We start from the raw sequence: 24,399 nt of genomic DNA, 5'->3' as shown, positions 1-24,399 counted from the left end.
CGCTACCGCAACGCCACGCTTGTGATCGGCGTCGCCATAGCGTGCGCGCTGTGGGCGTCGCAGTTGAACGCCTCGCTGGCCCGAACGGCCTACGCGACGGGTTACGCGATGTACGGCGCTGTCGTCTTCCTGGCGGCGTACCAACTCCGCAAGAAGCTCCCCGGCTTTCCGCTGGGGACAAGCAAGGCGTGGTTGCAGGCCCACCTCGTAGTGGCGTTCGCCTCCAGCGTCTTGTTCTACTTGCATATCGGCGGCCGTTGGCCCAATGGCGCCGTCGAAGGGACGCTCGCCATGCTCTATGCCGGGGCCTTCGTCAGCGGCGTCATCGGCTTCTACCTGACTCGCACTATCCCCAAGCAGCTGGCCCGCACCGGCGAGCAGTTCATCTTCGAGCGTATCCCGCGGCTCCGCAGCGTTGTGCAAGGCGATGCGCGTGCCGTGGTGCTCGAAGCCGTCCACGCCACGGGCGCGACGACGCTTGCCGACTTCTACGCCGACCGACTGCACGGCTTCTTCCGTCGCCCACGGGCGCTGCGTTACACGTTGCGTCCGACGACGAAAGCACGCAAGCGGCTCTTCAATGAGTTGAACGCGGTCGATCGCTACCTCACGGAACCCGAACGTTCGGCCGCAGAGAAGCTGTTCGGTCTGGTACGGCGGAAAGACGACCTCGACTTCCATGCCGCCAAACAAGGCGTGCTGAAGGCGTGGCTCTTCGCCCACATCAGCCTGACTTGGGCGTTGCTGCTGCTCGGCGCCGGCCATGGCGTGATGGCGCTGGCGTTTCGCGGAGGGCCGACGCCGTGAAACGCAAGCAGTACGACCGACCGCACGACCTCTGGCAATGCGGGCTCGAGTCCGCAGGCACGCCGTGCGCCGTAGGCCCCAGTTGCGGTGGCCGTTGCCCCACGCTGGGCGAGTGCACGCCGATCCGTGACGGCGACCGCTGGCTCTGCAACCGTAGCGATGGCCGCGGCGGTCCCTGCGAAGGCGGCCCAAGCCCCGACGGCGCTTGTTGCCAAGTCAAACATTGCAAACCAAAGCGATCGCTCCGCGCGATCCGCGGCCGCTGGTTGCGTGGGGCGGCGCTCTTCACGGTGGGCGCGGTGCTGATGTTGTTAGGCGGCAGCCTGCGAAACGATCTGTTGGCGCCGGGCGCCTTGTCATCGCACCACGCTCAAGTGATCGCTCGCGCGGAATGGTCCAACCGTTGCGCGACGTGCCATCCCGGCGCGAATGAAGGGCCCACAGCGTGGTTTGCGATGGCGTGGCACGGCAGCGGTAAGGCGGGCGGCGTGACGCAGTCGGCGTTGTGCCTTGAGTGCCATAGGGAGATGGCGACGGCGGGGCGTGAGCCGTTGCTGGCGCATGGTCTACCGACCGATGCATTGCCGCGCGCCGCTAAGCCGCGAGTGGCGTTGGTTTCGGCGGCCAGCTTTTCGCTGCCGTCCGTTGCGACGCCGGCGCATGGCATGTCGGCGAGTGAGCCACTCGCCTGCGCGGCGTGTCATCAAGAGCACCACGGCGCCAAGCATGATCTGAAGACCATCACCGACGCCCGTTGCCAAGCCTGCCACGCCGAGCAGTTCCACAGCTTTGCGACCGACCACCCCGACTTCGGCGCCTGGCCCGTCGCGCGGCGGACCCGTATCGCGTTCAACCACGCATCGCACAGCGAGCAGCACTTCACCAAGGCGAATCAGAAGTTCGACTGCCGTTCGTGCCACTTAGAGGACGCGGCGGGCGACCTCACCCTGCGGGTAGACTACCACGCCAGCTGCGCCGAGTGCCACGACGCCGACATCAACAACAGCTTCGGCGCCGGCCTCGCGATGCTTTCGCTGCCGACGATCGACACCGAGGCCATCGACGCCGGAAAATGGCCCGAGCGCGCCACCGGTGACTTCGATGGCGACCTGCCGGCCTTCACCAAGCTGTTGCTCGCCGCCGATCCCGCAGCTACTAAAGCCATGAAGACGCTTGGCGCCGACTTCTCGTTCTTCGATGTCGATCCCGATGACGAGGACCAAGTCGCCGCCGCCGCGACTCTCGTCGGCGCCCTCAAGCGGTTGCTTGCCGAGACCCAAGAAGAAGGGCACGGCGCTATCGCCTACCGCCTACGGTCGCTCGTCGGCGACGACGCAAAGCCCGACGCCGACTATGTTGGTCGCCTTCCCGTCGAGCTCATCGACCGCATCCAAGCCACTTGGCTCGGCGACGCGGCGCCGCCGGAGCAGTTCGACGCGATCGAAGACCGTCGCACCGGCGGCGGCTGGTTGGTGGACGACGATCGCCTCGCGCTGCTGTATCGCCCAACGGGCCACGACGATCCACTCGTGCGGGCGTGGCTCGACGCGATCGTCGCGCTCCCTGCGGAGCACGCCGACATCCGCGACGCCTGCCTTGCCGAGTTCCGTCGCCCCGGCGCGCCGGGCATGTGTTTCGAGTGCCATAGCATCGACCAGACATCGACCGGCCTCGCGATCAACTGGCGTGGTCGCGACCGCCTCACCGAGCCCCGCGGCTTCACGAAGTTCTCGCACCGTCCGCACCTCGTGCAACCCGAACTCGCCAACTGCACGCATTGTCACCGCATCGATTCGACCGCCGACCCCCGCAGCGCCTACGCCAGCTACGACGCTTCACGCCCCGCCAGCGAGTTCGCGGCGATCTCCAAGTCGAGCTGCGTCCAATGCCACCAGCCCCACGCGGCGGGCGACTCGTGCACGAAGTGTCACAACTATCACGTGCAAGCCATTAAGCCCCAATGACCAATGAGTTGAGCTAGAAACCGCAATGGTGCGGCAGCATCTCATTGGTCATTGAGGCTTGGTCATTGGTCATTTGCTGCTTTCAGAACTTCCACCGGTACTCGCACCGCACGCCGCTGATGTCGTCGGAGTTATCGAGCATGCCGACCATTGCGTCGGCGCGGATGAGCGTGGCGGTGGAGAGCTTCTTCTGCCAGCGGGCCCCGACGCCGACTTGGTCGCCCGCCGCGACGCGGTTGCTTGCGATCGACATGGTCTTCAAGGCCGCCATCTCGAGGATCAGCTGTTGATCGAACGCCGGCGATAGCAGGTCCACACCGATGGCGGCGCCGTACGTGTTGTTGCCGGTGGCGTCGAGCGTGGGGTAGCCGGTGAGCAAGTCGCTCTGGAACAGGATGCCCGTGTTGAACAAGACGCCGCCAAACGCCCCAGCCCGCGCGAGCGGTTGCGGCGTATCGAAGCCGGCGAAGACGTTGAAGTACGGCATCACGTTGTAGGGGTTCTTCGTGAGGAAGGTGTTCTCGATCAGCAGCAGCACGCCATCCGCGGTCCGCTGGCCGTCGTGCGGGTCTTGACCGGCGTTGACGATCGCGCGGACCGAGTTCGACACGAGGTTCGCGTAACGCCGGGTGTAGCTGACGCCGAGGTTGTGGTAGCTGCGGCCGCCGTTCTCTTGATCCTCAACAAAGCCATAGCCGAGTTCGAAGTAACCACCCCGCGCTTCGATGAACGTCGTCGCGCCGACGAGGGCCGCGGCGTCTTCGTCGAAGCCGAAGGCGCCCGACGAAATGCGGTCGATGCCGCCGAAGAACGTGACGTCGAAGTTCGACCAGTCGAAGAGCGGCGAGTTCTTCGCCGGCAGCGTCACGGCGCCGCCGACGATCGCGTCCTGCATCCAGATGCCGTTTTGGAACACCAGCGGCACGAGACCGAAGGTTATCGGCATATCGAACGACGCGTAGCGCCCCTCGATGCCGCCGAGCATCTGCCCGAGGTCTCCCTCGAAGAACAGCGTGTCGGTCTCGGCCTGGAAGAAGTCGAGCTCTTCGATGTACTCGCCATCGACGACACGCATGAACCGGGCGTCTTTCTGGAACGGCCCGAGGAAGCCGTGAACGCGCTCGGTCGAGGTGAACCAGTAGTCGAGCTCGAGGTTGAGTCGGTGGGCAAGCACCGTCTGCTCGTCGTTGACGAGGTCGTTCTGCGCGAGTCCGGCGCGGTAGTCGCCGTAAACGTAGAACTTCGGCACGACCAAGTTCGTGGGCCCGATCACCTCGCTGCCGATCGCCCACGGCCCGGGACCGTAGAAGGGCATGCCCCATTCGACGAGCGGCCTTTGCGTGGGGACTTCGTACTTGCCGTTGTAGACGCCCACCTCACCGCAGCCGTCGTACGGCGCGAAGAAGGCGTCCGCGCTGAAGTCGCCCGTATCGACCGCCGTCTCGCAAGCTCGCGGATCGATGCAATGCGGGTGCTGTTCGACCGGCGGCAGTGCAGCTTCTTTTTTTCCCTTGCTCTTGTCGTCAGGAGGGCTCTTCTCGTCGACAGGCGCCACGCACTCATAGCCATGCGTCGAAGGCGCCGACCCCTCGGCGGGCGGCGGAGGAAACAAACCAAACCGCCCCACCACCGGCTGCCCCGGCGAAGAAACCCCACAAGACCAAGCCACCCGCAGCGGTTCACCACTCACAACATCGTTCGACCGGGAGCCGTCGATGCGAGTCGGCGGAGCAAACAACGCGTCCTGCGCGCGTACGCCAACACTAGCCCCAACCAGGGCCAGCGTCATCACAGCGGTTCGCAGCGCCAACGTCATCCGTGCTTATCGGTGTTTTCCGTGGTTCATAATCTTGTGGGACGCGTCTCCAGACGCCGATTACGGTGTCCTGGCCGAATCCCGGCGTGGTGCGCGTCATCGGCGTCTGGAGACGCCTCCTACAAAGCCTTGTCTCTGGTGAGGGTTTCCTTCGTGATTCAATAAACGTCGAATTCAACGCTCTGCGGATGGATGTCGATGGTCCCCTCGGTCATCGCTCGCAGCATTTCCGGCGTCGATTCGCAGAGCCGCATAAAGTACATCGGCTCGGTGCGGTTCCGAAGGCGGAAGCTGAGACGGTAACGCCCCGGCTGCCGCAGCAGCTCGGCCGGCACCGTGTACTTCACCCGCTTGCGCCCCAGCGGCGCCAGCGAGCGGCTCTCCATGCGGATAAACGGCGGGTGGTTGAGCACGCTGATCGGCTGCGCGCCGGGGCGGAGCTGCGCGACCTGGTCGAAATCAAGGTTCACCGGCAGGTAGAACTCGCGGTCGGTTCCCGTGGCGCCGGTGATCAAGAACATCGTTTGCAAGTTGAACAACTGCTTGTCGAACGGCGCGCGGCCTTCACGGACATCGACCGAGTGGATGTCGCAGAGGTCGCCGTTCGAGTCGGTATAGCCCGACTCCCACACCCGGCGCCCGTCGGGGGCGATCAGCACCACATTCGCCCACAACTGCGGCTGCGCGCCGAGCGACGCGGTCGGCAGATTGTGCCCCTCGTTCATGTTCGTGACGACGTAGTCGAACACGAGGTCACGCCCGGCGGTCGGCTGCTGGCGGAAGAAGGGGCCATCGACCTTCGAGCCGTTCTCCATCACCAGCTCGCGGTAGCGCCGCTTGGTCGCCAGGCGTTCGAGGTTGTCCTCGATGATCTCCCGCGCGTCGTAGCGGTCGTCGATATCGGCCCAAACCGGCGGGAACCACTGCGCCGTATCAACACCGTTGTCTTCTTGCTCTTCGATCTTCTCTTCGAACTCATCCGTCCCCCAGCCCGCCCGCCAGTCGTAGTGCATCCACTCTTCGACGGTCCACTTCTGCGCGTCCTTATGCTGGGGGAAGACGCCGGGATGCGCGATCGAGTAGCCCGGTCCGTAGAAGACGTGGCTCGATTGCCGGCGGTGGTTGTTGACGGCCTTGCCGTTGATCTCCGCGATCGGGCCCATGTTGTAGCCGCCCGGCAGGCCCGGCACGCGGCCCATGTGGCACTCTTGGCAGGTGACGCCCTTCTTGCACGCCGGCGACGCACGGTACTGCTCCCACACCACCTCGAGCTTGACGCCCGGGTGGACCGCCACCTGGTGGCAGCTCGTGCAAGCCTCGGCGACGGTGAGCTGATCGAAGAACCGACCCTCGGTGTGCATCTCGACGCCGGGGCCTTTGTCTTCGGGCGATGTCTTCACCTTGAACTCTTTAGCCTTCGCGACCACTTCCGCGACGCCGTCACCACCGACGCCGCCGTAGACCGGCGCGTAGATGTCGCCCGGCTCGATGCGGCGTTCCCCGTTGCTCTTGCCCCAGCGCTGGTTCACCCGGTGGCAGACGATGCACGTGACGCCCTCGCGCGCCGACATCGCCATGTGCCCTAGCGGCATGCTCCGCGGCTCGTTCATCGCCACCGCGACCGGCGAGTGGCAGCGCGTGCAGAAGTGGCCGACCGTGCCGTTGCTGAGGTTGGTGATCGTCTGCTCGAACTTATGGAACATCGGCGAGACATACGCGTAGGCGTGGCTCGAGACGCTCCACTCGTCGTAGATCCGCTGATGGCACTCCGCGCATTGCAGGGCCGACGGGTAGTTGTGCTTGGCGAACAGCTCGCGGTGCGACTCGTCCGCCGACTTGCCGCCGGCCGCCTGTTTCGCCTCGGCCGCCGCCTGGGCGCCGCCGCCGGGGTGCGCGGCCTTCGGCGGGGTGAACAGCGAGCTCGGCGGCGTCGTTGATGGCGATGTGGTTGGCTGCGGCGCCGGAGCGATCGGCGCAGGTTGAGGTGCAACGGGCTCCGCGACGGGCTGCGGCGCGATGAGCGCTTCTTCCGTCGTTGCCGGCTCGTCAGGCGTCGGCTCGGGCTGCGGTGTTGGCGGCTCGAAGACGCGTTCCTGCTGCGGCGATTCGATCACTTCCGAAGGCGGAGGCTCGGGCGTGTCGAGCGGCGCCATCGAATCGGTCGTCGCTTCGATGTCCTCGGCCCCTTCCGGGACCACCGAGTCGAAGCGCCCAGTCCACGCCGGTTCGGTGGGCTCGGGGAGCGTCGGTTGCTCAGCTGGCTCCGCCGCCGGAATCTCGGGACGTGGCTCGGTCGTCGGCGTTAGTTCTGTCAGACCGGCATCGTTCGAGACCGCTGGCGCCGCTGTTGAGTCGGTCGGATCGGGAGTTACGACACCGGGCGGGGCGAAGGCGGGGCCGGCATCGAAGCCGCTGTGCAACTGCCGCTCGGTGGCCGGGTCGCTCGTGTCGGGATAAGGCGACTTGGGTGCGGTATCGACGGGCCACGGTGTGCTTGGCGCGGTCGATGCCGGCGGCTCCTCGGCGTCGGTCACCGCGTCGGCGGCTTCGCCTTGCGGCGCCTCACGGGCGGGCTCAATCGGTGAGGCCTCCGTCGTGGGCTCAATCAATGCCTCAGCGGGTGGGGCCTCAACGGTTGGGGCCGCGGGGGCCTCTGCCGGAGTCGCGGCCGCCCCGTCTTCGGGAACGAACCACGAGTCGGGTGACACGAGCCAGCCGTCCTCCGCGGCTTCCGTTTGGGCGACGCGCTCCGCGACAACACCCAGCGGCATCGCCGTCCCGCGCGAGGCGAGGCGGATGCCGGTGAGTCGGCCGGCGGGCTGATCACCCTCTCGAACCGCCGTCAGCTGGTGAGGCGGGGTCAGCTTCGGCAAGCTAACGCCGGGCGATGTCTTGCTGTGCGATGGTGGCGACGCTTCCGTCGCGGCGCGGACGGCGGGCGGCAGCATCGACACGGGGAGCTCGTCCAGCGCCGTGGGGCAGAGCCCCGCGATCGCCGCGTACTCCTCGACCGTGAGGCACGTGTCGATCGTCGGGCACGGGGGCCGCTCGGCGATAGCGTCCGCCACAACCGAGGGGGTTGGGGCCCGGTGCGAGTCCCCGGCTACCACGGTCGCCGTTCTTGGGTGAGTCGCCAGCCACACGGCCCGGCCCGCCATCACGATGGCGACAACGCCCAACACCACCAGCGTCCAACGACGGGCGGCCTCTCGGTCAGTGGTGCGGTTGGCGTGGCGGTCCATCGGCGGTGGCAGAGGAATCGATCCCTTGATTCCCGCCTCGATCGCCACGCAGCACCCGCTAGCACAGCCGGCGCCACCGCTACGATCGGACGGTCTCCCGAAGACTGGATCGACGCCCGCCCGCCCGCCAGCCCGCGGAACCACCCATCACCCGGCAGGTCCCCCCAGACCGCAAAGTCAGCAAGCCAAAAAACAAAAGAGGCCCGCGGGTCAAACCCACGGGCCTCTTTGTCGTTTTCAACTTTTATCGAGCTGCTACGAGAGCAGCGTCAACTCAGACGCGACGGCGAGCCGCGAAGCCAACCAGAGCCAGACCGGCGAGCACGCAGGTGGTGGGCTCGGGGATGAAGCTGACGACACCGTTGCGAACAGATCCTTCAAAGATCTGCCCGGTACCGCCCGAGTTGCTGAACAGGAATACGCTGCCGTTGGCGTCGCCAGACAGGGTAACCTGAGCGATCGGGAAATCGGTGCCGCTGGGGATCACCACGCCCGGAGAAGGAGCCCAGGCGATGTTAATACCAGCGGTATCGATCTGCTTGGGGCCGTTCATGCCGAGTTCCGTCGAACCACCGACGACTAGCGTGCTGGACGACGTATTCAGCGTGAGACCACCAATCGAGACAAACGTATCGGCCTCGACATCCGGGAAAGCGCCGATAAGCGCGTCATTCGGCGCCGTCTCTCCGCCGAAGGTCGCCTGCTGGAAGATCGAACCGCTATCCAGCTGAACTACCATCTGCTGACCGAAAAGCTGCTCGTCGAAGCTGATCTGGATGGCGTTGACAACAGTGCCGGCGGGGGCGCCGCCAACAGTGCGTTGAACAACTTGGGGACCGCCGCCGATGATGGCGGCGTTGGCGACCGTAGCCGTCACAGTGAACAATGCAGCGAGAAGGATTTTACGCATGGTTGTTTTGCTCTTGTATTCTTGAGTGAATTGCGTGCTTGGGAATGCCCGAGATCGTCTCGGATATAGCTGAAGTTAAACTCTTAATGAGATAGTGGACTTGGTGTCACACTCACTGCGGCATTAGCAACCCATCTCCCTAGTAATGCATTTCATTCCCTGCCATCGAAGCGACGGCCCGCGAAGGGGCCATCGCCGATGGCAACAAATAGACTTCAGGCCGAGCGACGGAAGCTCAGGCACGCAACACCGATCAAGCCAAGCAGAGCGGCGGTCGGTTCAGGAACAGCGACAGCGGACGAGCTGCTCTGACCCCAAGTGCTGAGCAGGCCGGTCAACTCATCGTCGCCGACGCCCGGAGCGGTCGGCTGCGTACCAGTCCAACCAGCGGGAACTGGCGGAACCGCGGCGCCCCAGTTCGAGAGCAGAAGGGTGAGGTCGCCGTCACCAACGGCGCCACTTCCATCAAAGTCACCGGCGAGAGGATCAGGACCACTGCCAAGGTCCACCGCACCGGTGTTTAGACCTTCTTCGAGTAGGCCAACCGAGCCCACCACACCGAAGGCGGTGCCGGTGCCGGTGCCGGTGTACGTGAAGTCGAGCAGCTTGTGGCTGCCGGCAGCGACGTCGCCCGAGCCGTACGAGGCGAACAGGCGGTTGTTGGGCAGGTCGAGGCCCAGGCCCGTGGTGTCGCCGGCGATCGGCGAACCAGCGATGTACGGGTTGTCGCCAGGGTTGGCGGTGTCGAAGACCGCCGAGTTGATCGTGGCGCCCGTCAGGGTCGCGCCCGTCAGCTCAAGGGCGATTTCGGCGCCGATCGAACCGGCGTCCGTCGTGATGATGTTGATCGAACCCATGCCGCTGCCGTTATCGACAACTTCAATGGTCGGTAGCGCCAGAGCCGGCGCCGCCATGGCGCCGAGTGCGGCAACACAAGCAATGCTCTTCCAGGACATTCGTTTCTCTCCACCCACTTGAGAAATGAGATTTACCAGAGTTGCCGAGCGGGAAGTTGCTCTAGCCCTGCGGAAAACTCAAAGAAAGGAAAATCGACAATCGGGATCTGAACTGCGGCGCCGGTGACCAGTCACCCGGACCAGTCGCCAATCGCTGTTAGCAGTGTCCTACTGCTGGGATGCTCATCAACCGACTTTAGTCAGCGAACCGACGTTGGTCAGCGGTGAGAACTCGTCCGTGCCGCGTAGCCGTTAGTTTGGTGTCTCTTCGTTTGGTGTCGTGCTCGGCCTTAGGACGTCCCTCGATTGAGGCGACCGTCTGTTGTCGGTTGAGCAAGGAAAACCTCCGGGGCCGTCCTTACGCGTATTCAACTCGGCGTCGCGACCCCTTTCAAGCTTGTTGTCCGAAATTGGTGAGTTTTTTGCGCTATCCTCACAATTGCCGATTCACCAGGGCGAATGGGCGCTGTCAGGAAAGAGCCCTGTGCCCCGCGAAGGCCTATTCACCCCAAAAAAGCTTGAGGCAAAACCCTTCTCGCAAGGAATCGAGTCGTTCGGCCAGGGGGCCGGCTTCGACTGCCGAGCGGCAAGGGCGATCGCGGCGGATCGCTGGGACAAGTCCTCGGGGGCGGACCCCCGATCAGCATCGAATATGTTCGGAATCCCCCGAACTGTCAAGCAATCCCTCCAAAGAGTTTCGCATTTCCCCGCCGCCCGCAGCTAGCTCTGCGACGGCGTGCGAGCAGCAGTAAGGAAAAACCCGTCAAAAAGACGCTAGCAGGTTCGGGGATCGAAACGGCGGCCGCCGGGGCCGAAACCGTCCCGTAGTTGTTACGCCAGACGTTCCAGTCGGCCCCGTTGACGACCCCGTCGCCATTGCCATCGGCGCTGGTGAGGGCGGGGACGGTTTGGTTCAGCCTGTCCCGCCAGAACGTGTAGTCCGCGGCGTCGACGCGGCCATCGCCGGTGTAATCGCCCGTCGCAACGCCGAAGCCCAGGTTGGTGCGGACCGAAGTGTTGATCGTGTTCTCGAGCGTCGTATCGCCCGGTGTGGAGATTGAGCCGATGCTCGTGAGCAGTGAACCTTGAAGTTCACCCGTTGCCGTTGCGAACGCGGGCGTGGCGCCGGCGGCGAAGGAGCCGCTGGCGACGGTGACGCCCGTCGCCCATAGCGGGTCTTCCAACGCCCACGGCACGTCTTGAACGCTGGTGAGCGATGTGATGTTGGGGCCGAGGAAATTGGTGTTTGCCACGCGCCCGGGGAAGTTGGGCGAGCCGTTGTCGAGCGTGCCGACGCCGTAGAAAACGCCTTGCTGGCCGGCGCCGGCGGGGGTGATTTGTTGGTTGTAGGTGAGCTGGCGGTAGGAGCCGCGGTCCCGATTGATTTCGAGCGAGAAGCCCGCGTTGTTGGTGGCGCTGCCGTTAACGCGGCCGCGTGGTAGCTCGTTGGTGACCGAGGCGTTGATGCCCGACAGCGGCGCGGTGAGCGAGAAGAGGCCGAACTCGTCGGTCTTCGCGAACAGCTTCCACGTGCCGCCCGCGGAGGGGTTGGCGCCGGTGTAGTTGACGTCGAGCCGTAGGTCGATCGTGCCGGCTTGCGTCGTCACGGCGGCAAGCGACGCGGCGAGAGCGATCAGCAGCGTGAGGGGCTTCGTCATAGGGGTCTCTATTTGGCCCCCGGCTACCGACTTAGCCCCCGGTCAATGACCGGGGGCTAAATGCGGTGGTAGACCGGGGTACGAATGGTGTGCGGTTCGATGGCGGCGTCTCTTCGCCATAATCCCCAGATTAACCGCCGGCGGCCCGATTCGGCGAGCATCCGGCCTAGCGAAACAGCCGCTTTGCGGGGGGTTTGCAGGGGTTGTCGCGGTTGGCCGGACGGCGGGGCGCGGTCGTGCGGCTGGAAGGGGTTCGTCCGGGGCGCCGCGCGCTATTCCGGAGGCCGAAAACGGCAGATTTTCGCCGATCGGCATGCGCCGACCCGCCGTTGGGAAAACTTCTGAGCTAGGCTCGAAATTGAGCCAAATTGCTTTGACTCGCCTCGTCCAAGAGGAGTAACACAACACTTGTCGAGACGACAGGAAGAGGGAGGGCTGGCCAGCTCGCTCTTCGCAACTCCGGCGACTCGCTGCGGCGATCCTGGAGCCATCTCCTCACGGAGTGGAACTGCCTCGACCGTGATTGCGTATCAGGAGGGGAAGCGTCCCTCGCTGTGGGTTCGCCGCCTCTCATCACACCTGATCCTGGAGAACCGATAACCGCTCGTTCGTTTGTTTTCGTCCGTGTTCCTGCGGCCGGTAGCCCTCGCAAGGGGCTGTGTGCCGCCTGTAACGTCGGGCGTGACGGCGACCGACGGCGCCGCGAGGCGCCCGATCAACCGCGACCTTCACCGAGGCGTGCTCGCCTGCCCGGTGGCCCTGAAAAAGCCGCCCGGCGTCCTCTCCCTGCGAGAGGGTTTGCAGCCGCCCGCTCAGAGCCGAAGCACGGCGCGGGCTGATCAGGAACTTTGCTAAGCGCCGGCGACGTCGCCGCACGCATCCCGCGAAACCATTCCCAATTCCTCCAGCAGGAGCTGAACGAACTTATCCAATCGCAACGCGGCGCATGACGCCGTTCTTGTTGAGATAACCAACCCACGGGCTGGCGACGCATTTCGGCGTCGCCAGCCCTTGTTTTTTAGAAGCCGCAATGACCAAGCCCCAATGACCAATGAGGGGGCTGCCGCCCCGAGCTGCGCAGCAGCATTGGTCATTGGGGCTTGGTCGTTGGTCATTGGTCATTCGAAGCATTTGGTCATTGATCATTCGCACAGCGGCCGCTTGATCGCTTAAGATTCCACCCACGACCGGCGTCGCCATCTCTAGAACTCACTCGTAGCCATGGCCCAGCTCACCACGTTTGTGTTCACCGACCTGGTGGGCTCCGTGGCGCTCAAGGGCCGGATGCCGGGCGGCGATGCGGCGGCGCGTGACGCGGCTTACGTCGAGCGGGTGTTGCAGCCGCATCGGGCGCTGATCGAGGCGGGCTTGGCGGCCGCGGAGGGGCGTGTCGTCTCGACCGCCGGCGATGGGCATTTCCTGGTGTTCCCGGACACAGCCCGGGCGACGCGCTGGGCAATCGACGTGGTGCGTGCCCACCACGAAACGCCGATCAACGCCGGCGAAGACGCCCCCACCGCCGAGGTCCGCATTGGCATGCACGCCGGGGCGCCGCAGCCCGATCCGCACGACCCCGACAACTTCGTCGGCCGGGCGGTCGATTACGCCTCGCGCCTCGCCGACCACGCCCAGGGCGGGCAGATCCTCGTCTCGCGCACCACGGCGGCGCTGATCGAGGACGGCGTGCTCGACGGCGTTTGGCTCCACGCCCACGGCGCCTGCGAACTCCGCGGCATCGGCTCGGCGGAGCTCTACGAAGTGCTCTACACGGGCCGTTCGCCAACGCTCCCGCGTCGCAGCCCGGACGAAGAGTTCAACGACCAGCCGCCGCGCGAATGGAGCGTCCTGCCGCGGACGATGGGCCTCACCGAGTACGCGGCTCAGTCGGGGAGCGCTTCGACCCGGCGGCGATCGCCCTCTGATTCGGCGACCGCTGTGCGGCAGCGGCGGATCGGCAATTACGAGCTCTTGGAGCTGATCGGCGCCGGCGGCATGGGCAACGTCTACAAGGCCCGCCACGCGCAGTTCGACCGCCCGCGGGCCGTGAAAATCATCCGCCCCGACCTTGTGGAAGCGGGCGGCGACTCGGTCGTGCGGCGGTTCTACCAAGAGGTCCGCGCGACCGGGGCGCTGGAGCACCCGAACCTTGTGGTGGCGATCGACTCGTCGAGCCCCGACGATTACGAGCACTACCTCGTGATGGAGTACGTCGATGGCGTCAGCGTCGATCGGCTGCTCGACGCCGAGGGGCCGCTGCCGGTGGCCGACGCCTGCGAGATCGCCCGGCAAGCGGCGCTGGGCCTCGAGCATCTGCACGAGCAGGGCCTCGTTCATCGCGACGTGAAGCCGTCGAACCTGATGGTGGCGCTCACCAGCAGCCCGCACCTGCAAGTCGGCGAGAGCGGCAGCTACCGCAGTTCTGGCGCCCCGCTCTCATCGGCGAGGAAGCTGGCGGTGGTGAAGCTGATGGACCTGGGGCTCGCGCTGCTGGTCGGTGGCGACGAGGAACGGCTCACCCGCTTCGACCGCGGCGGAATGGGGACGGCCTACTACATGCCCCCCGAGCAGTGGCGCACCACGTCGGTCGATATCCGGGCCGACATCTACAGCCTCGGCTGCACGCTCTACTGCCTGCTGATGGGTGAGCCGCCGTTCTCGAGGTCCGACCTCAAGCCCGAACGCGCCCACGCCACCGCGCCGATCCCGCCGCTGCGGCCCGCCTGCGGCGCGCCGCGCGAGCTAACCGCCCTGGTCGAGCGGATGCTCGCTAAGGACCCCAAGGACCGCCCGCAGACGCCGCTCGAAGTGGCCGAGGCGCTCGCGCCGTTTGCGGTTGGCGCCCATCTGGCGGAACGCGTCACGCGGCTCAAGGTCGATGGCGCTGTGGAGCGTCGCCTCAGCCGCGCCGAGACACATCCCGACCGCATCGATACGCAAGAAACCAGCGCTCGCCTCAACCGCACCCTCATCGGCAGCGCGGCGTTGGCGACGCCGGGCAAGCGGTTCGGCTGGCTGGTGGCGACGATGGCGGCCGCGGCGGCCTGCGCGGCGGTGCTGGCGGTGTGGTTGTTGCCATCGACGGGGAACCCGGCGCTGGTGGCCGAGAAGCTCGAGTCGGTCGCCGGCCTGACGGCGCGAGAGCTTTCGATCGCCATCGACCGGCGTATTCAGATCCTCCAGTCGGCGGCGGACGACCCCCGTCTGCAAGGCTGGCTGACAGGGCAGGGGCCCAACGCGCCCGACGCGCCCGCGCTCGGGGACCGCCAACACCCGCTTCAGCAATGGATCGTCGATCAACGCAGCCGCGGCGACGAGAAGCTCGGCTTCCGCTCTAGCAGCTGGTTCGTCACCGACGCCAAGGGCTTGCAAGTCGCTCGGGCGCCGTACTCGCCGGCCTCGATGGGTCAGCGTTACGCCATCCGCGACTACTTCCACGGCCAAGGGACCAACCTGCCGGACGACATCGAGGAGGACGACATCCAACCGCTGCGCGAGCCGCACCGCTCGGCGGTCTATGGCAGCACCACCGCGAAGGGTGATCTGAAAGTGGCGTTCTCCGTGCCGATCTACGGCGACTCACAAGAGGCCGGGCGGCAACGGGTGATCGGGGTGCTGGCGATCTCGTCGTCGCTAGGCGATTTCGCCGAGTTCAACGAGCTCGAGGCGACCGGCGGCCACGAGATCCTGCTGGCGGATACCGGCGCCGACGACATCGAAGACGACCTTCGCAAAGGGCTGGTGCTGCACCATCGGGAGCTGTCGTCCTACAGCCGGCCGAGCGACCCGGTGCGGCTCAGCGAGAGTCTGCTGACCGCGACCGCCAATAGCCGCAGCGCGACGCGCGGCAATTTCCTCGGTTCGTACGACGACATCCTCGGTCGACCCGGGTTGAAGTACCTCGGCGCTGTCGCGGAGGTGGCGCCTAAGACGTTGGGCGAAGACCCGCGCGGGCCTTGGGTGGTGATTGTGCAGACGCCGGCGCCGTAAGTCGGTCCGAGGGGCCGCCGCGGGCTGCCGCCTGCGGCTGAGGCGATGCGAGAAGCGTCAACCAACCCGTTGCATCGAGAGCCCTCGATGCAGGTCGTGGGAGCGCGCCGCGAACGATGACCAAGACGCTGTGGGACCCCCGTCGTGCGTTCGATCGGAGCCTTGGACGTTAACCCTCGCTGCGTGCTGCAATCGCATGCACCGCTCCCGCGACGACGTGTTGCATCAGCGTTACGGCGAGGATCACCAGGATCGCGACGGGTTGGTCGCCGAGCGTCGCGCCCACGAGCCCCAGCGCGAGCCCCGTGTTCTTCATCCCTAGCGAGTAGGCCCACGCCACGCGGCCGCGCCTCGACACCCGCCCTAGCAGCGACAGCGGCCACGCCACCGCGGCGCCGGCGACTGGCAGCGTCACGGCCGCGACGAGTGTCGTCCCCAATAACCGCCAGTCAGGCTCAGCGAGTACGTTCGGGAGGGCCGTCGCGGCGTTGGCGTAGTTCAACAGCAGCAGCGCCGCCGCCGAGGCGATGGTGAGCCGCGGGGCGAGCTTCTCGACGCGGCGGCCGCCCAGGGCGGCGTGAAGCCCGAGCCCGAGCAGGGTCGGCACGAGCACCCAGACGACGAACACCGCCCCGCTGAACCGCGAGACGAGCAGGTCGGCCTCGGCGGCGCTGGCGCCGGCGAGGGTCTGGCCCATCAGCCCGAGCACCAGCGGCGTCACCCAGGGGCAGAGGCAGATCGACAGCACGACGAGGCCCAGGGCCCACGCCAGGCTGCCGCCCGACTGGTGCGTCCAGGCGACGGCGGAGTTGGCGACGGGCATCGCCCCGGCGAAGGCCATACCGGCCCCCAGGGAGGCCGCCAGGGGCCCAGGAAGGCACGCCGGCGCGAGGATCGACCAAAGTGCCACCACCACGACAGGAGGCCCCCAAACGCCCGCTAGGGCCGTCAGAAGGGCTACTGGGTGACGGGGCAATTCCCGCAGCTTGCCGACGTTGACCGCCATCGCCCCGGTCAGCAGCAAGACGCCGACCATCACGAGCGAGAAGCTGACGCCCTCCCCGCTGCGGAGGCCCGTCAGCCAGGTCCCCGGCGCGGGGACGAGAGCCGCCAGGACGTACGACCCCAACAGCAGCCACACCAGCCACCGCCGCAGCCACGCCGCCAAAGAGGCGCCGGGCGGCGGGGGCGAGTTGTCGGGGGTCGGTGAGGGCATGCGTGGCGACTCGAAGGCGAGCCCCCGATGTTAATCGGGGGTGCGAAGCGGGTACCCGGTTCCACCCCCAATGAACATCGGGGGCTCGCCGACTTTTTCGGTGCTCACACCGCTAGCCTAGTTCAACCCTCGACGCGCTGCCGCAGCCGCTCGACCTCGTTCCGGAGTTCGCTGATCTGGGTGGTCAATTCTTCCCGGAGCGTCAGCAGCTCCAGCTCCCAATCGCCTCCCGTCGCCGGACGGGTATCGGCTGGCCCACCTTGTGAGCCGTCGGCGCTAGCCGCGGGCGCCGCCACAGCCTGTCGCGACGCTACCGGGGTCGCGCCTCCGACGCCAAACTCCCGACACACCTTGTCGCGTTCGTTCTCGGAATAGAACGTGTGCGTCACCACCGCGCCACGGCCGGGGGGGCTGAGGTACTCAACGAAGCCCTTGGCGACGAGCGCATCGACGATCGGCGTCAGCTCAGAGAGCCCGGGGATGGGCTCCATCCGCGCCGCACGGCCGCGGAGGTCGCCCACGGTCTGCGCGCCGCGGAGCAACAACTCCGCCACCACGGCCAGCTCGGCCTTCTCAACGCCCAGCCACTCGTACATCCGGTGGCGATAACGCTCGACGCGCGAGTCGCCTTGAACGAGCGTCAGCGCCCCCTTCTGCCGCAACGAGTCGGCGGCGCGCTCGACCTGATCGTCGTCGAGCTCCATCTGTGGGTAGCGGTTGTTCTTCTGGTTGCACCCCGTTCGCAGCGCGTTGAGCGACAACGGATAGGCGTCGGGCGTGGTCTTCGCCTTCTCGACGAGAACGCCTAGCACGCGGCGCTCGAGGGAACTGAGCGGGCCGGGATGGGTGGGGCCGGAGTCAATGGCTGTGGACATGGAGAGCGCCTGTTCTCGGGATCGGGTTCCTGGGGGGGGGAACGCGTATCGTAAGGCGCTGTGGCAGGAGTCAGTAGACAGGGGTCAGAAGTTAGGAGTCAGCGAGCCGGGAGCGTCAGCGACCGGAGTTGCGACGGAATCTCGCTTCACTCCGGTCGCTGACGCTCCCGGCTCGCCTACGCTTCGCTCTGTAAATCCTGACCACTGACCCCTAACTGCTGACCCCCTGAAACAAAAAAGCCGCGGGCCGCCCTTTCGGACGGCCCGCGGTCGTTAGCTCACTGCTCGCAGCGTCGCTCGGATCAGAACGTGAAGATCGCGTCCATGCCGAACTTAGCGCTGTTGAACTCTTCGGCGTCCGCGAAGCCGACGTTGTTGGCGGCGGCGTCGCTGGCGGTCCAGTCGTAGCGGATCTCGGGGCGGATCACGACGTTGGCGTGCGGGCGGTAGTTGAGGCCGTAGGTCATCTCTTGGTACGAGAAGCCGTCGGTCTTCCACCACTCGAGCCGGGCGCCAACGGCCCAGCAGTCGTTCATCGTGTAGAACAGGTACTGGTTGATGCCGACCTGATCGTTCGCCGTCACGTTGCCGTTCTGGTCGTCGATGTCCACCAGGTCCGACTGCAGGACGTAGTTCAGGTCGTCGGTCAGGGCGAAGTCCACCACCACCGAGTGGCTGTAGCCGTCACCACCCGCACTGCGCTTGCCGAAGTTGCCGGCGGTCAGCATGTAGGTGAAGGTGATGTCGTCGGTGAGGCCGGTGCTGAAACCACCGAGGAAGTTGCTGCCGTCGTTGAAGCTGTCGAAGCCCGTGTCCCAGCCCGCGGTCCAACCGCCGTACAGCGTGACGTCGTCGAAACCGTTGTAGGTCGCGATGGCGCCGGTGTGCGTGAACGGCTCGCTGTTGAACATCGTGAACGCGTGGCTGTAGAAGAAGTTATCCGGGGCGGTAACGACTTCGTAACCGATCAGCGTGAAGAAGTGGCCGACCTTCACCGACCAATCGCCCCAGGCGACTTCGCCGTACAGCTGCGGCATGGCCCAGCCGTAGCCGGCGCCCTCGTCCCAGCCGTTCTGGAAGTCCCACGAGCCGGCCGGGTTGCCGAACGACTGGGTCTTGATCGCGTCGGTGCCGTACATCAGGTCGGCGCGGAAGCCCCAGTCGACGCCGCAGCAAGGCGCCTCGGCGACCTTCTCGGCGTAGAACCACTGCTGGTGCAGGTTCAGGCGGCCGGGGTGGTCGTTGAACGCGAAGGCGTCGTTGTCGTCACGCGAGAAGCGGGTGTTCTGCGTGTGGAAACCGATCTGGGTCCAACCGCCGAACGTAATCGGGCTGCAGCCGCACGGGTCGAGGTAACCCTGGAGCGTCCAGGGGTCGCCCAGGCAGCAGTCGCCCAACAGGCCGCACGTCGAGCCGCAACCGCAGGCGTCGCCGCAGCCGCCGCCCAATCCGCACGACGGATCGCAACCGCAGTCGGAAGCACAAGCAAAGCCATCGTCACAGCCACAGCTCGGGTCCGCACAGCCGCACGATGGCTCGTCGCAGCAGCCGGTCGTCTCTTCACAACAAATCAACTGGTAGTCGAACGCCGACTCGATCGCCGTTTCGGCGGACGCGGTCGCGCCACCGAAGGCGACCAGAGCAACGCCCATGGTCCATCGCAGAGTCATTACCATCAGCTCCTTCTGGGGGGAAAGCTCGCGTCCGTTCGAGTTGGCGAGCGAACGGGAAGTGCGATCGCCGGACGACGCACCGCACGTCGCTCGGCCCGAATTGGTTCGCCTGATCGATCGTGTTAATCGACGCGCAGAGTCGGGGACGTGTACGTCCAGAGCCGCCGCGAACCGCGAAAAGCGGTGATAACGGGCGTAAGATGAGAAGCTTTGCGGGATATACCGAAACGCCGGTCGGTGAGACCCGACGACCGCGCAAAGGCCAGCCGGCAAAGTCGCCGCAGTTTATCTCAGCCGCCGGCCGGGGCGGGGGGAGGGAAGTCGAAACCGGTGACCCGCCAAGCGACGGCTCCGGGCCTTCCCGACGGGGAACGCTCGAGTTCGACCTGAACGGTCGCGGCCTCTTTGCCGGCACGTGCGGGGACGTCGTACCGCAGGTACGCGACGACCCGCCGGAACGACAGGCTGCCGATAACGTTGGGCCCACTCAGCCGGGGCGTTTCGCCCCCGGCGACGCGCTGTACGGCGTCCTTTGCGGCGAAATCGTCCAGCCGCTGCTTCGCCTCTTCGTTGCCTTCGTAGAGAACCTTGGCCAGCTCGGGAGTCGGTCGGCGGTCGGCGTAAGGGACCATCAGCTCCACGGCGCCGACGAGGTCCTCCTCGGCGATCAGCTCGATAAACCGATCGGCGACGGCGGTGGCGGACGCCATATGGAGCCGCTGCGTCATGGGCCGCTGCGCGAGCAGCGCGCCGAGGACCAGCAGCGAGAGGGCGAGCCCCGCCATGGCGATCCCCTGGCCGCTCTGCGCGTCGGGGTCGCGTCGCACCCGATGGGCGGCCACGCCGCACAAGACCGCCGCCACGGCGGGCAAAAAGGCCAGCCACGGCGTCGCCAGCGCGAGCAGCGACGCCGCCGCAAGGACGGCGCCGATCACCGCCAGCGAACTGACCGGCCGGTAGGCGACCACTTCGTCGTCGAGCGTGTCGGAGAGACCCATACCGCCGGTTATCGATTGGGGCCGATCATCCATGCCAGGCTTGAATCTTTGCTTGAGTCGGTAAGGCGGAGCTGCTGCGAATGAGGGAAGGGGGCGGAGAGAATCAGCCCCGCTTCATGATCGCCGTGTCCGCCGCGGCGTACGCCTTGCGGTGCTTGCCGTGCTCGGCGACGAAGATCTTGGAGCTAAAGCCCGCGCCGCCGAAGGCCTCGGGAGCGAGCACGGAGTCGCACAATCGCAGCCAAGCGATCGTCGGCGCCATCGGGGCGAACTTATCCGCCATCGCCGACTCGGCCGCTTCGGGCGAGTCCCCGTACTCGTAGGCGCTGCTGAGCACGTCGTAGCCGAGCGGCGCCGCGTGGAACGTGGACATCGCGAAGCACATCATCACATACCCGGCGAACGCCGCCAGCGCCGCGCCGCCGAAGTTGTCGACTTGATCGGGGAAGTTCACCCGGTTCTTCGACAGGTAACCGGCGACGAGCTTCAGAACGCCCACGACGATCGCGAACACCAACCACAGCACGAAGAAGTCGAGCAGGTAGGTGTACGAGCCGTCGGTGCGCTCGTCGATCATCACGACCAGCGGCTGATGGACGCCGAAGGCCGTGATCCCGCCAATGACGATCGCCAGCAGGTTGACCAGGTTGCTCCAGATGCCGTGCTGCACCATCATCGCGAGCGTGGCGAAGAAGATGATGCCGGCGATGGCGTAGAACATTGGGAGAGGCTAGAGGCTAGAGGCTAGAGGCTAGAGGCCTTCTTGGCGTGGGGGGGCTAGGAGCCGGAGAGGACGCGTTGCAGTTCTTGGAGGGAGGTGACTCCCTTGGCCACGAGGAGGATTCCCTCTTCTTGGAGGGTCCGCATGCCGGCGGCGCGGGCGGCCTTGCGCAGCACGTCGATCTTCGGTTCCTTGAGCAGCTTCTGGCGGAACTGGTCGTCGGGCTGCAAGAGCTCGAAGATCGCGGTCCGGCCGCGGTAGCCCAGGCCCGAGCAGACCTTGCACGGCTTCTCGATCTCCTCGCCCTTGGGGACGCGGTAGAACTTCGTCACTTTGCCCGCCGGGATGCCGAGCTTTTTCAGTAGCGCCGGGGTGGCCTCGTACTCGACGCGGCAACCGGTGCAGAGCTTGCGGATCAGACGCGTGTTGAGCACGCCGATGAGTTCGCGGGCGAACTCCTTGTGGGGCGTCTTTTTCTGCAACATCCGCAGGCACGCCTCGGCGGCGTCCTGGGCGTGGCACGACGTGACGACAAGGCGGTCGAGGTCAATCTCCTCCATCAACAGCTTAGCGGTCTCGGCGTCGACGAAGTCGCGGACCACCCAGACGTTCGGGTACTTGCGCGAGAGGCTGGGGATCAGCTGGGAGGGCGAATCGCCCTTCGCGGCGTCGTAGAAGCTCGCCGGGACGTTCTCGATCTCGGTCTCGGGGGCGGCCGCGTCCTCGATGGCGACGAAGTCGCGCATCAGGCGGTCGCAGTCCAGCAGCGCCACGTCGAACATCGTTGTCAGGCCGCCCTCGGGCATCGCCGACATGACGACCAGACCGCGGTCGGCGTTCATGATCTCCAGCCACTGGTCGCGGAGCTTCTCCCGCATGCCGAGCTGCTCGAGCGTCTTGATGCCCGATTGCTTGGTGCTGCCGTGGAGCGTGACGATGACGCGTTCGCCGGTCTTGACGCCTTGGCTGGTGAGCTCGCAGGCGTACTTCTTGTTTTGGTAGGTGGCGCCGAACTCGCCGTCCTGCTTCTTGCGCCGCTCCGAGACGTTGAGGTTCGCCAGTTGCTTCATCACGGCGAGCATGACGTCGCCCGACTCGCGGTCGCGGGGCTCGCCGTTGTGCCAGACGCCGTCGATCATGTGCCGCGCGGTGACGACCTCGGCCGAGTAATCGAGCAGCACGCGCGCCGAGCCGCGGGTGACCATGTCGGCGACCAGTTCTTTGACGTGCACGTAGCCGGGCGACTGCCGGGCGGTGAGCAGGTTCGCTTGGTTGGTGCGTTCGTCGCCCCCCTGCGCGACAAGGTCCACCTCGGGGCCGCGGAGGTAGTCGGCCTTCTTCTCCGAGCCGATCTTGAGGCCCACCAAGGCGCCCGCTTCGGAGACTTGGTGACGGAACCAGCTGCCGGTGAAGACCGACTGGTGCGGTTCGACCGATTTGTTGTGGTGGACCGCGTAAGCGACGAACGGCACAAGCCAAGCCAGCGACAGCAGGATGATCCCGATCACGTAGTTCGGGATCAGCAGCATCACGACAAAGGCAATGACGAACGGCGCGACGATCGCCGGGTTCCAGGCGTTGTGGTTGAGGTTGAAGATCTGGGCGTCGCGATTGATCCAGTCGGCGGAGCGGACCCAGACGAGTAGCAGCAGCGCGACCGGCAGCATCTTCAGCCAGTTCAGTGACGCCTCACGCTGACGGAAGATCGAGTGAGTGTCGTCCCACTTGTCGATGCCCGTGCGGGCGACAGCGGGCAGATCGCCGTCGGCGCCGTCGGCCGGCGGGGCGGCGTCCGCCGCTTGGTCATTGGCTTGATTGGCGCCGCGCTCATCGCGGCCGCCACCGGCCATCTCGTTACGGATGTTCTGGGTCTCTAAGACTTCGCCGAGCCCCACTTGCGCAGAGGCCACGCCGACGCCAAACGTCAAACCCACGGCAAACGCCATCGCGAGCGCCGCGCGCCGCCAACTGACTCGAACCATTCCCGATGCCATCAACTCGGTTGCCTTATCGAAAGAACGCTACAGGGAAGGTTGTGAATTAAAGGATGCCGCCCTGGTTCACGGAGATGCCCTTGAGGGCCATCTTGAGGGCCTCGCGGTTGGGCGCGACCTCCATCGCCGTCTCACGGTCGATCAGTTCTTTGTCCACGAGGCCCTTGAGGCTCTGCGTGAAGTCCTGCATGCCGTCCTCGGCGCCGATGCGGATCGCGTCGCCGAGCTTCTCGTCTTGCTCTTCGAGGATAAGTTTGCGGATCGTCGGCGTGAAATTCATGATCTCGACCGTCGGCACCCGCGACACGCCCGGCTTGATGCTCTTGAGCAGCTTCTGGGCGACAATCCCCTTCATGTTGAAGGCGATCGCGCTGCGCAGCGCGGGGTGCATCTCCTGCGGGAAGAGGTCGAGGATACGGCCGATCGTCGACGGCGCGCTCGAGGCGTGGATCGTCCCGAACACGAGGTGACCCGTCTCCGCGGCGTGGATCGCCGTCATGAACGTCTCTTTGTCACGCATTTCGCCGACCAGGATGATGTCCGGGTCTTCACGAACCGCGTGCTTCATCCCGACCTCGAAGTCGATGACATCGAAGCCGATCTCACGCTGGTTGATCAGGCACTTGTCCTCGGTGAAGACGAACTCGATCGGGTCTTCGAGCGTGAGGATGTGCTTGCGGTAGTTGGCGTTGATCCAATTGAGCATCGAGCCGATCGTGGTCGACTTGCCCGAGCCCGTAACGCCCGCCAGCAGGATCATCCCTTGGTCGTAGACGCAGAGGTCCTTCATCGTGGGGGGGAGGTACAGCCCCTCAAAGTTGGGGATGAAGGCGTTGACGCGCCTCGCCACCAGGCCCATGTGCCCGAGCTGCTGCAGCAGATTCACACGGAACCGCCACGTGGTCTCGTCCACCTTCACCGTGTGGGCGAAGTCGGCGCCGCCGTCACGCTCGAAGATCTTGCGGTTGCGGTCGTTCATCAGCGGCAAGAGGAGACTGACCATCTCCTCGTCGCTGATCGGTCCGCGCTGCAGCTCACGGATGGTGCCGCCGACGCGGACCAAGGGGGGTTTGCCGACTTTCAGGTGGAGATCGCTCGCCTCGTACTTAACGCAGGCACGGAAGAGCTTGTTGACCTCCAGCTCGGTGTTGATCGGCATGAAACCGCTTTTGACGGCGTCGGCGACGATCGACATGGCGTTTTGCCCTCTTCGCGGTGGGATGTTCCGGGGGCGGAGCGGGCCCGCGCCCTTCCGCCAGCCGCCCGACGGCGCATACCCCCAGCGGGGCCGGCCAGCGGCGGCAAGCTTGCAGTCTAACCAGAACTCGGGCCGCTTGCACCTTTCCCAGGCGGGCACTGGCGGCTTTCCCGAACGGGAAGAGTGTCCGAGCGGCCAGCGGTTTCCCGCGGAGGGAAGAATCCGCCGCCGGCGTAGCGAAGCCATTCAGCAGGCCGATCCGTGAAGCCAAGGCCCAGCTCCGCGGGCTCTCGGGCCCGGCGGGCGGGTCCGCCTAGTGTTTGACCTGCCCGCGTAATCCGTACAAACTCACTCTAGAGCCGCTGATCGATCGCTCTTCCCGGA

The 24,399-nt window shown here is 65.9% G+C and carries 16 protein-coding genes; 3 read left to right on the top strand and 13 right to left on the bottom strand.

Features of this window, described 5'->3' with window-relative positions; translation table 11 throughout:
* The first annotated feature begins 21 nt into the window (after positions 1-21).
* Positions 22-807: a hypothetical protein gene (locus Spa11_RS20210; RefSeq protein ID WP_145116152.1), complete on the top strand. Its 786-nt coding sequence runs from the start codon at positions 22-24 to the stop codon at positions 805-807.
* Positions 804-2,771 (top strand): hypothetical protein, encoded by a 1,968-nt coding sequence (locus tag Spa11_RS20205; protein WP_145116149.1) that lies wholly within the window; start codon positions 804-806, stop codon positions 2,769-2,771. The genes Spa11_RS20210 and Spa11_RS20205 overlap by 4 nt, the downstream gene beginning before the upstream one ends.
* A gap of 82 nt (positions 2,772-2,853) precedes the next feature.
* Here Spa11_RS20205 and Spa11_RS20200 read toward each other — a convergent pair whose 3' ends face one another.
* The 6 genes from Spa11_RS20200 to Spa11_RS23355 all read right to left on the bottom strand — a co-directional run bounded on the left by Spa11_RS20200 (position 2,854) and on the right by Spa11_RS23355 (position 12,553).
* Positions 2,854-4,581: a hypothetical protein gene (locus Spa11_RS20200; protein WP_145383388.1), complete on the bottom strand. Its 1,728-nt coding sequence runs from the start codon at positions 4,579-4,581 to the stop codon at positions 2,854-2,856.
* 164 nt (positions 4,582-4,745) lie between these two features.
* Positions 4,746-7,829, bottom strand: a complete 3,084-nt coding sequence (locus Spa11_RS20195; RefSeq protein WP_145116144.1) for a multiheme c-type cytochrome — start codon at positions 7,827-7,829, stop codon at positions 4,746-4,748.
* Between the two features lie 274 nt (positions 7,830-8,103).
* Positions 8,104-8,739 (bottom strand): PEP-CTERM sorting domain-containing protein, encoded by a 636-nt coding sequence (locus Spa11_RS20190; RefSeq protein ID WP_145116141.1) that lies wholly within the window; start codon positions 8,737-8,739, stop codon positions 8,104-8,106.
* Between the two features lie 215 nt (positions 8,740-8,954).
* Complete coding sequence (locus Spa11_RS20185; protein ID WP_145116139.1) at positions 8,955-9,695, bottom strand: hypothetical protein; 741 nt, start codon at positions 9,693-9,695, stop codon at positions 8,955-8,957.
* 674 nt (positions 9,696-10,369) lie between these two features.
* Positions 10,370-11,353 (bottom strand): dockerin type I repeat-containing protein, encoded by a 984-nt coding sequence (locus Spa11_RS20180; protein ID WP_145116137.1) that lies wholly within the window; start codon positions 11,351-11,353, stop codon positions 10,370-10,372.
* 924 nt (positions 11,354-12,277) lie between these two features.
* Positions 12,278-12,553 carry a hypothetical protein gene (locus tag Spa11_RS23355; RefSeq protein ID WP_231933052.1) on the bottom strand — a complete coding sequence of 92 codons (276 nt, stop codon included), beginning with the start codon at positions 12,551-12,553 and terminating at the stop codon, positions 12,278-12,280.
* 21 nt (positions 12,554-12,574) lie between these two features.
* Here Spa11_RS23355 and Spa11_RS20175 point away from each other — a divergent pair, with 21 nt between their 5' ends.
* Positions 12,575-15,340, top strand: coding sequence for a protein kinase domain-containing protein (locus Spa11_RS20175; protein ID WP_145116135.1), 2,766 nt, complete (start codon positions 12,575-12,577; stop codon positions 15,338-15,340).
* A gap of 169 nt (positions 15,341-15,509) precedes the next feature.
* Here the strand turns inward: Spa11_RS20175 and Spa11_RS20170 are convergent, their stop codons facing one another.
* From Spa11_RS20170 to Spa11_RS20140, 7 genes are all read right to left on the bottom strand, one after another.
* Positions 15,510-16,556 carry a bile acid:sodium symporter gene (locus tag Spa11_RS20170; protein WP_145116133.1) on the bottom strand — a complete coding sequence of 349 codons (1,047 nt, stop codon included), beginning with the start codon at positions 16,554-16,556 and terminating at the stop codon, positions 15,510-15,512.
* A gap of 122 nt (positions 16,557-16,678) precedes the next feature.
* Positions 16,679-17,431, bottom strand: a complete 753-nt coding sequence (locus Spa11_RS20165) for a DUF480 domain-containing protein (protein WP_145116130.1) — start codon at positions 17,429-17,431, stop codon at positions 16,679-16,681.
* Positions 17,432-17,733: 302 nt separating this feature from the next.
* On the bottom strand, positions 17,734-19,101 hold the full coding sequence (locus Spa11_RS20160; protein WP_197529541.1) for a porin: 1,368 nt from the start codon (positions 19,099-19,101) through the stop codon (positions 17,734-17,736).
* Between the two features lie 293 nt (positions 19,102-19,394).
* The gene (locus tag Spa11_RS20155; protein WP_145116125.1) at positions 19,395-20,135 is read right to left on the bottom strand and encodes a hypothetical protein; all 741 of its coding nucleotides are present in this window, start codon (positions 20,133-20,135) and stop codon (positions 19,395-19,397) included.
* A gap of 70 nt (positions 20,136-20,205) precedes the next feature.
* A complete protein-coding gene (locus Spa11_RS20150) occupies positions 20,206-20,823 on the bottom strand; it encodes a CvpA family protein (protein ID WP_145116123.1) in 618 nt (205 codons plus the stop codon).
* Positions 20,824-20,879: 56 nt separating this feature from the next.
* Entirely contained in the window at positions 20,880-22,805 is a 1,926-nt protein-coding gene (locus tag Spa11_RS20145; protein ID WP_197529540.1) for an ATPase, T2SS/T4P/T4SS family, read from the bottom strand.
* A gap of 58 nt (positions 22,806-22,863) precedes the next feature.
* On the bottom strand, positions 22,864-24,012 hold the full coding sequence (locus Spa11_RS20140) for a type IV pilus twitching motility protein PilT (protein ID WP_145116117.1): 1,149 nt from the start codon (positions 24,010-24,012) through the stop codon (positions 22,864-22,866).
* Positions 24,013-24,399 lie beyond the last annotated feature (387 nt).

The sequence above is a fragment of the Botrimarina mediterranea genome (genome assembly GCF_007753265.1).
Lineage (GTDB): Bacteria > Planctomycetota > Planctomycetia > Pirellulales > Lacipirellulaceae > Botrimarina > Botrimarina mediterranea.
This window is presented reverse-complemented; position numbering and strand designations above follow the sequence as displayed.

Bases quoted from the DNA above. Each gene is read 5' to 3' on its own strand.
- Spa11_RS20195 (WP_145116144.1), bottom strand. From the start codon at position 7,829: ATGGACCGCCACGCCAACCGCACCACTGACCGAGAGGCCGCCCGTCGT.
- Spa11_RS20190 (WP_145116141.1), bottom strand. From the start codon at position 8,739: ATGCGTAAAATCCTTCTCGCTGCATTGTTCACTGTGACGGCTACGGTC.
- Spa11_RS20185 (WP_145116139.1), bottom strand. From the start codon at position 9,695: ATGTCCTGGAAGAGCATTGCTTGTGTTGCCGCACTCGGCGCCATGGCG.
- Spa11_RS20180 (WP_145116137.1), bottom strand. From the start codon at position 11,353: ATGACGAAGCCCCTCACGCTGCTGATCGCTCTCGCCGCGTCGCTTGCC.
- Spa11_RS23355 (WP_231933052.1), bottom strand. From the start codon at position 12,553: ATGGCGACGCCGGTCGTGGGTGGAATCTTAAGCGATCAAGCGGCCGCT.
- Spa11_RS20175 (WP_145116135.1), top strand. From the start codon at position 12,575: ATGGCCCAGCTCACCACGTTTGTGTTCACCGACCTGGTGGGCTCCGTG.
- Spa11_RS20170 (WP_145116133.1), bottom strand. From the start codon at position 16,556: ATGCCCTCACCGACCCCCGACAACTCGCCCCCGCCGCCCGGCGCCTCT.
- Spa11_RS20165 (WP_145116130.1), bottom strand. From the start codon at position 17,431: ATGTCCACAGCCATTGACTCCGGCCCCACCCATCCCGGCCCGCTCAGT.
- Spa11_RS20160 (WP_197529541.1), bottom strand. From the start codon at position 19,101: ATGACTCTGCGATGGACCATGGGCGTTGCTCTGGTCGCCTTCGGTGGC.
- Spa11_RS20155 (WP_145116125.1), bottom strand. From the start codon at position 20,135: ATGGATGATCGGCCCCAATCGATAACCGGCGGTATGGGTCTCTCCGAC.
- Spa11_RS20150 (WP_145116123.1), bottom strand. From the start codon at position 20,823: ATGTTCTACGCCATCGCCGGCATCATCTTCTTCGCCACGCTCGCGATG.
- Spa11_RS20145 (WP_197529540.1), bottom strand. From the start codon at position 22,805: ATGGTTCGAGTCAGTTGGCGGCGCGCGGCGCTCGCGATGGCGTTTGCC.
- Spa11_RS20140 (WP_145116117.1), bottom strand. From the start codon at position 24,012: ATGTCGATCGTCGCCGACGCCGTCAAAAGCGGTTTCATGCCGATCAAC.